14 protein-coding genes are annotated in these 14,844 nt (G+C 59.0%); 8 read left to right on the top strand and 6 right to left on the bottom strand.

All coding sequences use genetic code 11. The annotated features are described in order from the left end of the window. Positions 1-99: 99 nt before the first annotated feature. Complete coding sequence (locus ASC90_RS06745) at positions 100-870, bottom strand: N-formylglutamate amidohydrolase (protein WP_056537262.1); 771 nt, start codon at positions 868-870, stop codon at positions 100-102. 176 nt (positions 871-1,046) lie between these two features. Between ASC90_RS06745 and ASC90_RS06740 the strand changes: the two genes are divergently transcribed. The 5 genes from ASC90_RS06740 to ASC90_RS06720 all read left to right on the top strand — a co-directional run bounded on the left by ASC90_RS06740 (position 1,047) and on the right by ASC90_RS06720 (position 6,031). Then, the gene (locus tag ASC90_RS06740; protein ID WP_056537259.1) at positions 1,047-1,919 is read left to right on the top strand and encodes a MurR/RpiR family transcriptional regulator; all 873 of its coding nucleotides are present in this window, start codon (positions 1,047-1,049) and stop codon (positions 1,917-1,919) included. A 181-nt stretch (positions 1,920-2,100) separates the two neighbouring features. Further along, positions 2,101-3,204, top strand: a complete 1,104-nt coding sequence (locus ASC90_RS06735) for an ABC transporter substrate-binding protein (RefSeq protein ID WP_056537256.1) — start codon at positions 2,101-2,103, stop codon at positions 3,202-3,204. A 72-nt stretch (positions 3,205-3,276) separates the two neighbouring features. Next, positions 3,277-4,170, top strand: coding sequence for an ABC transporter permease subunit (locus tag ASC90_RS06730; RefSeq protein ID WP_056537253.1), 894 nt, complete (start codon positions 3,277-3,279; stop codon positions 4,168-4,170). Continuing rightward, entirely contained in the window at positions 4,167-4,955 is a 789-nt protein-coding gene (locus ASC90_RS06725; protein ID WP_056537249.1) for an ABC transporter permease, read from the top strand. The genes ASC90_RS06730 and ASC90_RS06725 overlap by 4 nt, the downstream gene beginning before the upstream one ends. Before the next feature lie 14 nt (positions 4,956-4,969). Next, positions 4,970-6,031, top strand: coding sequence for an ABC transporter ATP-binding protein (locus tag ASC90_RS06720; protein WP_056537244.1), 1,062 nt, complete (start codon positions 4,970-4,972; stop codon positions 6,029-6,031). Between the two features lie 299 nt (positions 6,032-6,330). Here ASC90_RS06720 and ASC90_RS06715 read toward each other — a convergent pair whose 3' ends face one another. The 5 genes from ASC90_RS06715 to ASC90_RS06695 all read right to left on the bottom strand — a co-directional run bounded on the left by ASC90_RS06715 (position 6,331) and on the right by ASC90_RS06695 (position 11,688). Next, positions 6,331-7,332 carry an ABC transporter ATP-binding protein gene (locus tag ASC90_RS06715; RefSeq protein ID WP_056537236.1) on the bottom strand — a complete coding sequence of 334 codons (1,002 nt, stop codon included), beginning with the start codon at positions 7,330-7,332 and terminating at the stop codon, positions 6,331-6,333. Between the two features lie 12 nt (positions 7,333-7,344). Continuing rightward, positions 7,345-8,409, bottom strand: coding sequence for a Gfo/Idh/MocA family oxidoreductase (locus ASC90_RS06710; RefSeq protein WP_056537232.1), 1,065 nt, complete (start codon positions 8,407-8,409; stop codon positions 7,345-7,347). Next, on the bottom strand, positions 8,406-9,248 hold the full coding sequence (locus ASC90_RS06705) for a carbohydrate ABC transporter permease (RefSeq protein ID WP_056537227.1): 843 nt from the start codon (positions 9,246-9,248) through the stop codon (positions 8,406-8,408). The genes ASC90_RS06710 and ASC90_RS06705 overlap by 4 nt, the downstream gene beginning before the upstream one ends. A gap of 10 nt (positions 9,249-9,258) precedes the next feature. After that, positions 9,259-10,206, bottom strand: a complete 948-nt coding sequence (locus ASC90_RS06700; RefSeq protein ID WP_056537223.1) for a sugar ABC transporter permease — start codon at positions 10,204-10,206, stop codon at positions 9,259-9,261. Between the two features lie 222 nt (positions 10,207-10,428). After that, on the bottom strand, positions 10,429-11,688 hold the full coding sequence (locus ASC90_RS06695) for an ABC transporter substrate-binding protein (protein WP_056537219.1): 1,260 nt from the start codon (positions 11,686-11,688) through the stop codon (positions 10,429-10,431). Positions 11,689-12,202: 514 nt separating this feature from the next. Here ASC90_RS06695 and ASC90_RS06690 point away from each other — a divergent pair. From ASC90_RS06690 to ASC90_RS06680, 3 genes are read left to right on the top strand one after another with little or no spacing between them, the layout of a single operon-like run. Then, complete coding sequence (locus ASC90_RS06690) at positions 12,203-13,087, top strand: BadF/BadG/BcrA/BcrD ATPase family protein (RefSeq protein ID WP_056537216.1); 885 nt, start codon at positions 12,203-12,205, stop codon at positions 13,085-13,087. Further along, complete coding sequence (locus ASC90_RS06685; protein ID WP_056537214.1) at positions 13,084-13,848, top strand: GntR family transcriptional regulator; 765 nt, start codon at positions 13,084-13,086, stop codon at positions 13,846-13,848. Before ASC90_RS06690 ends, ASC90_RS06685 begins: the two co-directional genes overlap by 4 nt. 51 nt (positions 13,849-13,899) lie before the next feature. Continuing rightward, complete coding sequence (locus ASC90_RS06680; RefSeq protein WP_056537496.1) at positions 13,900-14,772, top strand: hypothetical protein; 873 nt, start codon at positions 13,900-13,902, stop codon at positions 14,770-14,772. Positions 14,773-14,844 lie beyond the last annotated feature (72 nt).

Below are 14,844 nucleotides of genomic sequence, written 5' to 3'. Positions count from 1 at the left end.
GGAATTGCGGAAGATCGTCCAGTGCCAAAAGTGCCCGTGACGTTTTCGCCTACGGGCGGATCGCAGTTAAACTGCTCCCTGGGGTCTTATCTTTCGTTGTCAGGCGTCCAGGCTTTGCTGGATGAGCCCTGTCAGATAGCCGGCCACGACCCCTTGGCCGGCTTGGTCTGAGATGAGGTCGTTGCGGACCTCGATCATTACGTTGTGTAGCCCGTTCGAAAGCCCATGCAGGATGAGCGTGTGCGTCACGCCATCTGCCGGGCCATAGGGCTCGTTGCGTTCGATTTTATAGAGAGGCGAGCCGGCGGCGGCCGTCAGCATGCCATCGGCAAACCGGCTGTCTTCGTCATGCAGGATACCGATCTCCACGGCACGCTGCTTGCCGTGGTAGATGGGAGTGAAGCTGTGGACTGTTGCGATCACGGTGTCCTGCGCCCTCGCCTTGCGGTCGCGAATCAGCGCCCGGATAGCATCGTGGAAAGGAACATACAACGCTTCAGTCCGCGCGTGGCGCTCTTCTGCGCTAAGCTGCCTGTTGCCGGGAACATCGTAGACTTCACTCTTCTCGGGCATGGCGCCAGGAGCGTCCGGAGGCCTGTTGCAATCGTAGATCAACCGCGAAAACCTCTGGTAGATCAGCGTCGCATCGAGCGCCTCGGAGATTCCACGGGCAACTGCCAAAGCGCCGGGATCCCATGCAATGTGGCTTTTCAGGGCGTCATCGGAAAGGCCAAGCGTGCCGAAGCGTTCGGGCAGAGCGTTGGAGGCATGCTCGCAGACGACAAGCAACGAACTCTTGCCGTTCGGTCGTTCGACCGCAACGCATTCCCCATCCGCTTTGCTAAGCACCTCGAACTGAGCAGGCACCACAGGCGCATCCCGACCGTTAATAAATCATTTATAAGAAAAGAATTCTTCAGCTTTGCCGCCCTGTCAAGCGCGCACTGAAATTTTCTTTTCATGACAACTGTTGACATGGATTGTGACAGCGTTGTTAACTTTGAGTGGGAAAGTGGCACAAGACCAATCCCGGGGAGCAAGATCGCGTGACTGCTGCGTCGAAGACCGTTTCGGACGTAATCCACTCGCATTTTGGCATGCTGACGCGCGCCGAGAAGCAGTTGGCTGAGAGCCTGTTGGACAACTACCCGGTCTCCGGACTAGGGAGTATCACTACTATTGCCGAAAACGCCGGCGTATCGACGCCGACAGTCGTGCGCATGGTCCAGAAACTTGGCTTTAAGGGATATCCCGACTTCCAGTCACACCTGCATCAGGAAGTCGAGGCGACGATATCGAACCCCATCGCCAAGCATGACCGCTGGGCATCGAATGCGCCCGGCACGCATATCCTCAACCGCTTCGCCGATGCCATCATGGGCAATCTGCGCCAGACGCTGAGCGGCCTGGACACCGCGACTTTCGACAGCGTCGCCGCGCTGCTTTCTGACCGGAAACGCGGCCTTTATTTCGTAGGCGGACGCATCACCGGTGCGCTTGCCGAGTATTTTTTCACGCACATGCAAGTGATCCGTCCGAACACCGCCCTGCTGTCATCGAACTCCAGCAGCTGGCCGCAATATGTTCTGAACATGAACCCCGGCGATTTGCTGATCATTTTCGACATCCGCCGCTACGAGCAGGAGATGGTGAGCCTTGCGACTGCCGCAAGGAAGAGTGGTGCCGAAATCATCGTCTTCACCGATCAGTGGGCTTCGCCCGCAGCCAAGCTCGCTCGCCATACGTTCCGGGTGCAGATCGAGGCGCCGTCTGCCTGGGATTCCTCTGTCGTCACTCTCTTCATCGTCGAAGCGCTGATCGAGGCCGTCCAGAACTCGACCTGGGACGCGACGAAAGAACGCATGAAAACCCTTGAAGGCCTGTTCGAACAGACCAGGCTTTTCCGCAAACTTGGTTAGGAGGAACAAGTACAACAAAATAATGACGGCGCGGATTCGAATGAAAAATGTGTCGCAAACGAAACATCCTCGCCAAAGTCCTGCGATACAAAGAAAATTAACGTCATCCATCTGTCATAATAGCTTCATGTAACGTCAGTAACAGCATCGCCAGACACTGAAAACCAGAAGGAGAACAACAGTGATCTCTAATATTTCTAGACTGCTCTCGCTTTCTACTGCAATTGTTGTCGCCTCAACCGCAATCGCGGCCGCCGAGCCTAGCGCCGAACTGATCGCTGCCGCCAAGAAGGAAGGCACACTCACGACCATCGCTCTTCCGCACGACTGGTGCGGCTACGGCGACGTCATTGCCGGCTTCAAGGCCAAGTACGGCCTCGAAGTCAACGAACTGAACCCGGACGCTGGTTCGGGCGATGAAATCGAAGCAATCAAGGCCAACAAGGGCAACACCGGCCCTCAGGCTCCCGACGTCATCGACGTCGGCCTTTCCTTCGGCCCATCTGCGAAGGCCGATGGCCTGATCCAGCCTTACAAGGTTTCGACCTGGGATTCCATTCCGGACAGCGCCAAGGATGCCGACGGCTTCTGGTACGGCGACTACTACGGCGTTCTCTCCTTCGTCGTGAACAAGGACATCGTCAAGGACGCACCGAAGGACTGGGCCGATCTGAAGAAGTCGGACTTCGCCAACAGCATCGCTCTTGCCGGTGATCCGCGCGCTTCGAACCAGGCTGTTCAGGCTGTCTACGCAGCCGGTATCGCAGCTGGCGAAAAGGATGCGGCCAAGGCCGGTGAAGCTGGTCTCGCCTACTTCGCCGAACTCAACAAGGCAGGCAACCTCGTTCCTGTTATCGGCAAGTCCGCTTCGCTCGCTCAGGGCTCGACCCCGATCGTCATCGCATGGGACTACAACGGCCTTTCCTGGCGCGACACCCTGAAGGGCAACCCGCCGGTTGACGTCGTCGTTCCGGCTTCGGGCGTCGTGGCTGGCGTTTACGTGCAGGCGATCTCCGCTTTCGCGCCTCACCCGAATGCTGCCAAGCTCTGGATGGAATACCTCTATTCGGACGAAGGTCAGCTCGGTTGGCTGAAGGGCTATTGCCACCCGATCCGCTTCAACGACCTGGCGAAGAACAAGAAGATCCCACAGGAGCTTCTCGACAAGCTGCCGCCGGCTGCCGCCTATGAAAAGGCAGTATTCCCGACGCTCGACGAACAGGCTGCCGGCAAGACCGCCATCACCGGCAAGTGGGACAGCGTTGTTGGCGCAAACGTCAAGTAATAGCTGACGCAAGACCTCTCCGCCTTACGGGCGGGGAGGTTCCTTTTTGTTGCCCCGATAAGGCGGTCGTCTATGAGCTCTGTTTCAACACCCGTGGCCAACACCACGTCCCTGATAAATCGCGACAGGGTCATCGACTGGCTTGGCATCGCGCCGTTCATGATCTTTGCGGGAATGTTCCTCATCATACCGACGCTTTATCTGGTCGCGGGTGCATTCCTGACGCCTGAAGGCGACCTGACGCTCAGGAACATTGCCGACCTGTTCACGCCGACGATCCTCAGTGCATACTGGGTCAGTATCAAGGTGTCGGTCGCGTCGGCTCTCGGCGGCGCGCTTATCGGCTTCTTTCTCGCCTGGGCGGTCGTTCTCGGCGGTCTTCCGAACTGGGTCCGCTCCGGTCTTCTGACCTTCTCCGGTGTTGCGTCCAATTTCGCGGGCGTACCGCTCGCCTTCGCCTTCCTCGCAACGCTCGGTCGCACAGGTCTCATCACCGTCCTGATGCGCGATTGGTTCGGCTTCAATCTCTATTCGACCGGCTTCAATCTGCTGAGCTTCTTCGGATTGACCCTCACCTACATGTACTTCCAGATTCCATTGATGGTGCTGATCCTGACGCCCGCGCTCGACGGCATGAAGAAGGAGTGGAGGGAAGCCGCGTCCATTCTCGGCGCCACCAATGGCCAGTACTGGCGCATGGTCGCCTTCCCGATCCTCTGGCCGAGCCTGATGGGCACGACGTTGCTTCTCTTCGCCAACGCCTTCGGCGCCATCGCGACCGCTTATGCCCTGACCGGCAGTTCGCTGAATATCGTACCGATCCTCCTCTATGCGCAAATCCGCGGCGACGTGCTCCACAACGCCAACCTCGGCTATGCTCTGGCGCTCGGCATGATCGTCATCACCGGCCTTTCGAACCTCCTCTACATCCTGCTGCGCATGCGCGCTGAACGGTGGCAAAAATGAAGACTTCACGCCTTGGCGCCTGGATCGCCGTCGCGATCGGCGCTGCCTACTTCGTACTGCCGCTGATCGCCACGATCGAGTTCTCGCTGCGCATGCGCCGCGGTGCGTACAGCTTTGATGCTTACGCTTCGGTCTTCTCCGAGCCGCAGTTCCGCGAGACCTTTGGCTACTCGATGCTGATGGCGCTGCTGACGATCATCTTCGGCATGCTGCTCGTCGTGCCCACCGCCTACTGGGTTCGCCTGCGCCTGCCGCAGATTCGCCCCGTCGTCGAATTCATCACGCTGCTGCCGCTGGTCATCCCGGCGATCGTCATCGTCTTCGGCTACCTCAGAATGTACAATTCGTCGTCGGTCCTGCCGCTGACGGGCTCGACTATGGGCACGAACGTCCTGCTCGTCCTCGCCTACATCACGCTGTCCCTGCCCTACATGTACCGTGCCGTCGACACCGCCATGCGCGCAATCGACGTCCGCACGCTGACGGAAGCGGCGGAAAGCCTTGGGGCGAGCTGGACCACCATTATGTTTAAGTGCATTTTCCCGAACGTGATGAGCGGGGTACTCTCCGGCGCCTTCATCACGCTGGCGATCGTCATGGGGGAATTCACGATGGCTGCACTGCTCAATCGTCCGGCGTTCGGTCCCTACCTGCAGCTGGTCGGCGCCAATCGCGCCTACGAGCCATCGGCGCTGGCGGTCATTGCCTTCTCCATCACCTGGCTCAGCATGGGCCTCCTCCAACTCGTCTCCCGCTTTCACAGAGCCGCTCCGGCCAAGTCGTAAGGTATCTGGTTTTCATGGCTTTCCTCGAACTCGCAAACCTCAAGAAATCCTTCGGCAACACTCAGGTCGTGCATGACTTCAACATGCAGATCGAGAAGGGTGAATTCATTTCGTTCCTTGGCCCGTCGGGCTGTGGCAAGACGACGGTCCTGCGCATGATCGCCGGATTTGAAACGCCGACCGCCGGCCGCATCGCCATCGGTGGCAAGGAGCAAGGCAACCTCAAGCCGAACAAGCGCAACATCGGCATGGTCTTTCAGGCCTATGCGCTGTTTCCGAACATGAGCGTGCATGACAACGTCGCCTTCGGCCTGAAGGTCGCAGGCGCTCAGCCTGCGGAAATCGATGCCCGCGTGAAGGAAATGCTCGGCCTCATAAAACTTGATCATCTGGCCGATCGTTACCCCTACCAGCTTTCAGGGGGCCAGCAGCAGCGCGTGGCTCTTGCGCGTGCGCTTGCCGTGAAACCGCAGGTACTGCTGCTCGACGAACCATTGTCGGCGCTCGATGCCAAGATCCGCGTTTCGCTGCGCGAAGAAATCCGCTCCATCCAGCAAAAGCTCGGTATCACGACGGTGTTCGTGACCCACGACCAGGAAGAAGCGTTGTCGATCTCCGACCGGATCGTCGTCATGAATGCCGGCCGCGCCGACCAGATCGGCACGCCCTTCGAAATCTACAACACACCGGCAACCCGATTTGTCGCGTCCTTCGTTGGGACGCTGAACCTGATTGAGGCCAAGGTGGTCGATCCGGCTGCGAACCGTATCCAGATCGGCGACCAAGGCGTGACGCTGAAGCAATCCGTCGCCGCCTATAGTGCCGGCGAGATGGTCTCGCTTGCACTGCGCCCCGAAGCCGGTTCACTGTCGGATAGCGTCAAGAGCGATACGGCGCTGACTGGCGAGGTGGTATCCGCCCACTTCCTCGGCTCCGTCATTCGCACGCGCATGAATGTCGGTGGCAACGTCATTTCCTTCGACATGTTTAACAGCCCGGGCTCGACCCCGCCCGCTGCAGGCGAGACGGTCACGTTGCGGTTCATGGCAGCTGACTTGCTGGTCATCAGGGACTGAACCTGTCGGGAGACTTATTGAAAAGGCGCTGGAGATTCCGGCGCCTTTTCGTTTAGGCACCTGGTTCAGGTAGAGTCAGCCATCATCAGGCACGGCGTTTCATCTGCAAAAAAGTGCTTGAAATGCCGGTCCCGATCGACCACGGCGGGAACGAACGTCCACGCAAAGTCAGCATTATGTCTCCGACCACCATGACCCAGTAACCGGCCCCTCGCCGTCCGAGGTCGGAACATCACCACAATGTTCCGGCCTCGCAGTGTATCAGCCCAGCTCGATGGCTGGGCTCTGTGCTAGCCAAGCTAGCGGATTGCCTGGCCGTTGGCATCGAAGCGATGCATGTGCGCCAGATCAGGCGTCGCATAGACGATTTCGTCCGGCTCATACTGATGCTCTCCGAAGAGCCGCGCCGTTAATAGGCCGCACTGGTCGGATTCCAGATAGAGGATGGTATCGGCACCAAGATGCTCGACATGCACGACCTTGGCTTTCCAGGTCCCCTGATCTCGTGACAGCGTCAGATGCTCCGGCCGAACACCAACTGTCTTGGCCTCGGTATCGGCCACCTTGTCGGCCGGGATGAAATTCATCATCGGTGAGCCGATGAACCCCGCGACGAAGACATTCGCGGGACGATTGTAGAGCTCCATCGGCGAGCCGACCTGCTCGATCGCGCCGGCGTTCAACACCACGATCTTGTCGGCAAGCGTCATCGCCTCGACCTGATCGTGGGTGACGTAGATCATCGTCGCCTTGAGACTGCGGTGCAGGCGGGCAATTTCCAGACGAGTCTGGACGCGCAGGGCTGCATCGAGATTCGACAACGGCTCGTCGAACAGGAAGAGCTCCGGCTCGCGCACGATGGCGCGGCCGATGGCAACGCGCTGGCGCTGGCCGCCGGAGAGTTCCGCCGGGCGCCGCGCCAGATAGGGTGCAAGCGACAGCATCGACGAGGCTTTGGTCACGCGCGTCTCGATCTCCTCCTTCGGCGTTCCAGCCTGCTTGAGGCCAAGGCTCATGTTGTCCTTGACGGTCAAATGCGGATAGAGCGCATAGGATTGGAACACCATCGCTATCCCGCGCTTGGCCGGGGGCGTCAGCGTCTCGTCGCGACCGTTGATGATCACGGCGCCCGAGGTTACGTCCTCAAGGCCGGCAATGCTTCGCAGCAAGGTCGATTTCCCGCAGCCAGACGGGCCGACGAAGATGACGAACTCGCCGTCCTTGACTTCGAGGTCGATCCCCTTGAGCACGTCATGCGTACCGTAGGTCTTGCGGATGGATTTGAGCTGAAGCGATCCCACTAGTCGTATTCCTTACAGTTTGACCGGTTGCCCGGTACGCACGCTTTCGTCGGCGGCGAGGCAGATGCGCAGTGAAGCCACGGCATCCTCCATATGACGGTTGAGGTCGAGATCCTCGCGAACAGCCTTCAGCATGAAGGCCTGTTCCCGGTCACAGAGCTCCTGGTGGCCGGGTTCTCCCGCCATCGTCATGTCCTGGTCCGGCTTGATGAATTTGCCGTTCGGTCCGGTCTCGGCGGTATGGAGACGAATGACCGAGGTCTTGGTATGCGCGTCGATATCGTCGGATTTAGCGTTCGGATCCATGACGATCGAAACCGCGCCCTTCGGCGACATGATGTCCTTCACGAAGAATGCCGTCTCCGAGATCATTGGCCCCCAGCCGGCCTCGTACCAGCCGACGGATGCATCCTCGAACAAGACCTGCAGCTGGCCGTAGTTGTACATCCCCGGCGCAACCTCGTCAGAAAGCCGAACACCCATTCCTCGCACCTCGATCGGCTTGGCATCGGTGATCTGGCACATGACGTCGACGTAGTGCACGCCGCAATCGACGATCGGCGAGGTCGTCTGCATCAGAGATTTGTGCGTCTCCCACGTTGGGCCGCTCGATTGCTGATTGAGGTTCATGCGGAACACATATGGCGGGCCAAGTTTGCGAGCTTCCTCGATCAGTTTGATCCAGGACGGGTGATGGCGAAGGATGTAGCCGATCACCAGCTTGCCTCCCGCAGCCTTTGCGCCCGCAACAACGCGCTCGGCATCGGCCACGGTCGTCGCCAGCGGCTTTTCCACGAAGACATCGCAACCAGCTTCGAAGGCTGCAACGGCATAGTCCGCGTGACTGTCCGAATAGGTACAGACGGCACAGAGATCAGGCTTCAGCTCGGCAAGCGCCGCCTTGAAATCGGAATGGATCGCGTAGCCTTGAAGCTCCGGCGGCAGTTGCGGCTTCGAGCGGTTGACAAGCCCGACGATTTGGAAGCCCGGATTGTTGTGATAGGCGAGTGCATGGCTGCGCCCCATGTTGCCGAGCCCTGCGACAAGAACGCGGATTGGCTTGTCCGATGCACTCACTTGACTGCTCCTGAGGTGATGCCGCGGATAAGCTGCCGCGAGAAGATGACGTAGAGCACCAGGATCGGCAGGATCGCCAGTGACAGAGCCGCAAGCACCGCGTTCCAGTTGGTCACGAACTGGCCGATGAAGATCTGCGACCCCAGCGTCACGGTTTTCGTTGCCTCCGACGGCGCCAGGATCAGCGGGAACCAAAGGTCGTTCCAGATCGGGATCATTGTGAATACGGCGACCGTTGCCATTGCCGGACGTACGAGCGGCAGCACAAGGCGGAAGAAGATGGCGTATTCGGACAACCCGTCGATACGCCCTGCATTCTTCAGGTCGTCGGACACCGTGCGCATGAACTCCGAGAGAATAAAGATCGCCAGCGGAATCCCTTGCGCGGTGTAGACGAGGATCAGTGCCGTCAGCGTATTGACGAGGCCGGCCGCGACCATTCCCTGCAGGATTGCAACCGTGCCGAGGCGGATCGGGATCATGATGCCGATTGCCATGTAGAGGCCCATCAGTGTGTTGCCGCGAAAACGGTATTCCGACAGGGCGAAAGCGGCCATGGCGCCGAACAGCAACACCAGGAAGATAGCCATGATGGTCACGATGAAACTGTTCTGGAAGTAGACCGCGAAGTCACCCTGACCGAGTACGGTGTTGTAGCCGACAAGACTGAAGGTCGAAGGCGTCGGTATCTGCATCGGCGAACGAAAGATCGCGTTGCGGTCCTTGAACGAGTTGATGATGGTCAGGAACACCGGAAAGATAGCAACCAGCGTATAGCCGGCCAAGGCCAGGTGAATGAGGCCGGTGCGGATGGGGGATGTGCGTGCTCTGTTCGACATGACACACTCCTCAGAACTGGTACCGGCGCATGCGCCGCTGGATGGCGAAAAGGTAGAACGAGACGCCGGCGAGGATAATCAGAAACATGACGGTCGCGATCGTCGCACCCATCGAGCGGTCGCCGAGCTGCAGCTGGAACCCGAAGAAGGTACGATAAAGCAGCGTCCCCAGGATGTCCGTCGACATGTCAGGCCCGGCAAGCGCACCTTGAACTGTATAAATCAGGTCGAACGCATTGAAATTGCCAACGAAAGTCAGGATGGAGATGATACCAATCGCCGGCAGGATCAGGGGCAGCTTGATCTTCCAGAACTGCGCCCATCCGGTGATGCCATCACACTCGGCGGCCTCGATCACCTCTTCGGGAATACTCAGAAGCGCTGCGTAGATCAGCATCATGGGGATGCCGATATACTGCCAGTTGGAAATCAGTGACACGGCAATCAGCGCCGGGCCGGACTGGCCAAGCCAGGGAGCGAAGAGGGACTTCATGCCGACGAGGCTCATCAGCCACGGCGCGACACCCCAGATCGGCGACAGGATCAGCTTCCAGATGAAGCCGACGATGACGAACGAAAGAAGCGTCGGCAGGAATATCGCGGTGCGATAAAAGGCGACGAAACGCAGACGCGGCGTAGACAGGAGCGCGGCCAGCGCAACACCAATCGGATTCTGCACGCACATATGGACGGCAAAGAAGATCAGATTGTTGACGAGGGCATTCCAGAAGTCGCGAGCCCAGCGAGCGTCGCCGAAGAGAACCTTATAGTTGGCAAAACCGACGAAGGTCGTCGTTCCATCGACCGTATTGTAGAGCGAGAGCCGAAGAGTTTCGATCAGCGGCAGGACCATGATCGCCGAATAGACGACGATTGCGGGGAGAAGAAATACGCCGATATGCCAGCGCACCGGGCGCTTGATGGGCACCACATCGACAGGGTGTTCAGCTACGCTCATGGCTTTTGCCTGTTCTTATTGGCTGAGCCAGGGGCGCAGCGCAGGTGGAATTTGGGATGGCAACAAGGAAACCCTATCTGCCTGCCAGGCACCATCTCCGAAGGACAATGCACGGCAACCTCCCGCTCAACGCCGGCGAGGCGCATGCGCCTTCTCCCCGCGCGGGGAGAAGGCTGTCGCGATGGCAATCAGAGGCTCAAAGCCGTCGATCGCCGCTTATCACTACTTGCCTGGCTTGTACCAGCCGTCGAGGCCCTTCTGGAGCTTCTCGGCGGCAACCTGCGGCGTGTCGGTGCCGTTGATGACGTTCGCCGACTCAATCCATGTCTCGTTTTCGAGGTTCGGCGTGCCGCGGCCCAGAATCTGGTAGGTCGAGCGGATTGTCGACTTGTACGGGCCGCGCCAGGAAACGAATTCCTGAGCCAGCGGATCGCTCATCTTGACCGGGTTGGAGTTCAGGCTGAAGAATCCTGGCAGCGAGTTCGCGTAGATGTCGGCGAATTCGGCCGAAGCGACCCAGCTCAGGAGCTTCTTGGCTTCTTCCGGATGCGCGCTCTTGGCGTTCAGCGCGACACCGATATCCGGGTGGTCGGAGATGTAGCCCTGATCGCCGGCCTTCGGAACCGGCGGCGGGAAGGCACCCATCTTGAACTGGGCTTGGCTGTTGAACAGCGCAATTTCCCAGGAGCCTGCCGGGTAGATGGCGGCGCGGCCGAGCGTGAAGAGGTTCTGACTATCCGAATAGGTCTGGGCTTCGAAGCCGTCACCAAGGTAGGGCTTCCACTTGGCAAGTTCCTCATACGGCTTGACCCAGTCTGCGTCGGTCAGCTTCTGCTTGCCCTCGATCAGCGCAGTACGGCCGTCTTCACCCTTCCAGTAGTTCGGACCGATGTTCTGGTAGCCCATGGTTGCGGCTTCCCAGAGATCCTTCGTGCCCATGGCGAGCGGGATGTAGGTGCCGTCTGCCTTGATCTTCTCGAGCGCTGCGAAGAACTCGTCTTCCGTCTTCGGAACCGAAATGCCGAGCTTGTCGAAGGCATCCTTGTTGTAGATGAAGCCGTGGATAACCGACGCCATCGGTACGCAGAACGTGGTCTTGCTGTCATCGGTGGACCAGGCAGCCTTGGCGACCGGCGTGAAGTTCTCCATACCCGGCAAGTCGTTCAAGCTCGTCAGATTGCCCGCCTTGAAGAGCGCCAGCGACTTGTCGAACGGGCGGCAGGTGATGATATCACCAGCGCTGCCGGCATCGATCTTGGCAGCCGTTGCAGCGTCATACTCGGTTGGCGCGGTCGGCGAGAACACGACTTTGATGCCCGGGTTCTTGGCTTCGAATGCCGGGATGATCTTTTCCTGCCAGATCTGCAGGTCGTCGTTACGCCAGCTTTCGACGGTCAGCGTGACGTCGGCTGCGTGCGCAATCCCAACGGACGTGAGCAGGCTCGAAGCCAGCAGGAAGCTTTTCAGAGCAGTGTTTTTCATTTCCCTCTCCTGTTCTAAGCGCCGGGAGGCGCAATTCTTGGTCTGAAACAAGCAACGGCGTGCCTGGGGCAACGACCAATGCTCCTTGGAGCCGCCAGTTTTTGCCGGCCCCTAAAGCTCTTTCGACACGAGACGATCGCCCGTCGGTCGAACAACACACGGACATACGCGCATCCGAGGCAACAATCTCAAAGGAAACCGATAACGAAGAACGACAACTGAACATCAAAGCTCATGCGGCCGAATGCGTTTTACATCGAGAGGCCCGACTTATCTTGCTGTCGGTTTGGTGCTGCTCAATGTGCTGTTCCCTTTGCCGGGAATTAAGTCCAAAAAAATACCAATTGTCCAGCCAATTTTAACTTGTGGTACCGATAAAATTCACCAAATGATTTTTATCGCGATAAATCAATGAATTAGAAATGGCGCCATTTTGATCAGTTATCTCTTGGTAAATGGTATTTTTTTGGTATTGTAAGAAAAACCAAGGGGAACAAGCAAATCTGGTGGTCTAATGACAGAACTTGCTATCGGCATTGATGGCGGCGGGTCGAGTTGCCGCGCAGCGGTGATAGACGCATCGGGACGGGTTCACGGACGGGGGACCGCCGGCCCGGCAAATATTCTGTCCGATATCGACAACTCCCTGATCAACATCGTGTCATCGGCGCGAAACGCTCTGGCTGACGCTGGTCTTTCCCCTGAAACCGTTTCCAGAATCTCCGCTCTGGTTGGCGTCGCTGGCGCCAACGTCGGGGACTACGGACGGCGCATCGAGCTTGCGCTGCCATTTGCCAGATGCCGCGTCGTCACCGATGCGTCCACCGCGCTCCAAGGCGCGCTTGGCGATTCCGACGGCATCATCGGTGCTTTCGGCACTGGCTCGGTCTACAATGCCCGACGCAAAGGCACGCTTCGCGGCATCGGCGGTTGGGGGCTTGTTGTCGGGGACCAGGCAAGCGGTGCTCGCCTTGGCCGCGATCTACTTGAAAACGCCCTGCTGGCGCACGACCGTGTTCGCTCCTCCTCGCCGCTCACCGAACGATTGATGGCGGAATACGATAACGATCCCGAGCGGGTCGTAGAATTCGCCCATGTATCCCGCCCGAAGGATTTCGCCCGCTATGCGCCGCTGGTCTTCGAATACGCCGCGAACAATGACCCAGTTGCTTCGGGGATTGTACAGAATGCCGCGCGCTCGATCTGCGAAAGTCTGGACGCGCTGCTGTGGGCCGAATGCCCGGCAATCTGCCTGCTCGGCGGCCTTGCGGCGGCCTATCGTCCATGGATCGCCGAACACCACAGAGTCCTGCTGCGAGAGCCGAAGGGTGATGTCCTGCAAGGCGCGACGGACCTCGCCGTCAAATTTCTGCGTGAGCAAGAGAGAGGCGCCGCATGACTGACGATTTCGCCAGTATCCTCTCATCTGAGAGGCTCCAGGCCGGTGGCAGCGGCCCACTCTATGTCAAGTTGCGACGCACGCTTGAGGAGGCGATCCGAACGGGCTCGCTTGGTCACGGTGACGCCCTTCCGCCCGAGCGCGACATTGCCGAGTTCGCGACCGTAAGCCGTGTGACAGTCCGAAAGGCCATCGACGAACTGGTTTCCGATGGCCTGCTGGTCCGTCGGCACGGCTCTGGCACCTTCGTTACCAAGCCTGTATCGCGAGTCGAACAGCGCCTCTCGCAATTGACCTCGTTTACCGAAGATATGGCCCGCCGCGGGATGACCTCGCGCTCCGAATGGCTGCACAAGGGCATCCACACTCCCTCACCCGACGAAATGATGATCCTCGGCCTCGCGACGGACGTGAAGGTTTCCCGGCTCAGCCGTCTCCGCATTGCCGACAACCAGCCGCTGGCCATTGAAAATGCAAGTGTGTCAGGCGAGTTTCTGCCGGACCCGTTCGTCGTCACGACTTCGCTTTATGCGGAACTGGAGCGTCATCAGGTGCGTCCCGTTCGCGCCGTTCAGAGAATTTCCGCGACGAACATGAAAGAGGAAGATGCGCGCCTTCTCGGTGTTTCGGTCGGCGCCGCGGGGCTGTCGATCGAACGCATTTCCTATCTTGGTTCCGGGCGCGCGGTGGAATTCACCCGCTCGCTGTATCGCGGAGATGCATATGATTTCGTGGCGGAATTGACGATCGGCACCCCGTGAGCAATGGTCGCGATTGAACAGCAGGGCGGCTGAGGCTATTGCTGTTGCATGATGACGATTGAACCAGGAATCTTGATTCTCGACGCCGTCTCCGATCCAGGCAATCCGGAAAAACCGAACGACGACCGCTTCGGTCACAACCAGGCCTGTGCCTTTGTGATCGACGGCGCCACCGGTCTCGGCGACCGCCAATTCGTGGATGTGTACGGAAGCGACGCCGCCTGGATCGCAGCGCGCTTCGCCGATGGTTTTCAGCGGCAGATCACCCGCGATACCGAGATATCGAGTGTTGCCCGCACAGTTTCGGTAGAGGCACGAAAAGCTTTTCTCGACAGCAACCCCCATGTACCGCGCTACGCCTGGCCGCTTTCCGCTTTTGCCATGCTGCATGCAACACACACAGGTTTCACGTTTTTCGGGTTGGGCGATTCCTGCATTTTCCTTCTGCAGGAAGATGGTTCGGCAAGCTTCCATACGGCGATCCCGGATGCCTTCGCCCGAGAGCAGGCCAACGCGCAAAGCCATATTGCCCGCACCGGCGGCATCACCAGGGGCGGCGGCGCGCTCGGCAATGCCGAGACACTGGCCGCACTGCGACGGCATCGCGAAAGCCAAAATACGGTCGGCGGCATCTGGACGCTTGGCCTCGTACCTGAAGCAGCCGATCATCTCGTATCGGAAACGCTTCCCGTGAAAGGCAAGGCACACGCCATCATCTGCAGCGACGGCTTCGCAGACCTGGTCGTTCTTTACGCGGCCTATGATGCGGCAAGCCTGGTGCGTACCGCACTCGACAAGGGGCTGGCACCGATGATCGAGGAGCTGCGTCGCCTCGAACGACAAACTGACCCAGAAGGCCTTCGCTACCCACGCTTCAAGCAGAGCGACGACACGACCGCGATCGTGGTCGAACTGACGGCCTGATCAGCCATTGTTTTCGATTGAGGATTAAGGCTTTGGGCGCAGACCTTGAATCGCATTATCGAGACCTTGGAT

The organism is Rhizobium sp. Root1220 (genome assembly GCF_001426265.1).
Lineage (GTDB): Bacteria > Pseudomonadota > Alphaproteobacteria > Rhizobiales > Rhizobiaceae > Rhizobium.
Note: the sequence above shows the minus strand (reverse complement) of the source record. Positions and strands in the feature narration are given on the sequence as shown.

Excerpts from the sequence above, each read along its gene's own strand:
- ASC90_RS06705 (WP_056537227.1), bottom strand. The coding sequence starts at position 9,248 with ATGTCGAACAGAGCACGCACATCCCCCATCCGCACCGGCCTCATTCAC.
- ASC90_RS06725 (WP_056537249.1), top strand. The coding sequence starts at position 4,167 with ATGAAGACTTCACGCCTTGGCGCCTGGATCGCCGTCGCGATCGGCGCT.
- ASC90_RS06700 (WP_056537223.1), bottom strand. The coding sequence starts at position 10,206 with ATGAGCGTAGCTGAACACCCTGTCGATGTGGTGCCCATCAAGCGCCCG.
- ASC90_RS06680 (WP_056537496.1), top strand. The coding sequence starts at position 13,900 with ATGACGATTGAACCAGGAATCTTGATTCTCGACGCCGTCTCCGATCCA.
- ASC90_RS06695 (WP_056537219.1), bottom strand. The coding sequence starts at position 11,688 with ATGAAAAACACTGCTCTGAAAAGCTTCCTGCTGGCTTCGAGCCTGCTC.
- ASC90_RS06720 (WP_056537244.1), top strand. The coding sequence starts at position 4,970 with ATGGCTTTCCTCGAACTCGCAAACCTCAAGAAATCCTTCGGCAACACT.
- ASC90_RS06690 (WP_056537216.1), top strand. The coding sequence starts at position 12,203 with ATGACAGAACTTGCTATCGGCATTGATGGCGGCGGGTCGAGTTGCCGC.
- ASC90_RS06685 (WP_056537214.1), top strand. The coding sequence starts at position 13,084 with ATGACTGACGATTTCGCCAGTATCCTCTCATCTGAGAGGCTCCAGGCC.
- ASC90_RS06730 (WP_056537253.1), top strand. The coding sequence starts at position 3,277 with ATGAGCTCTGTTTCAACACCCGTGGCCAACACCACGTCCCTGATAAAT.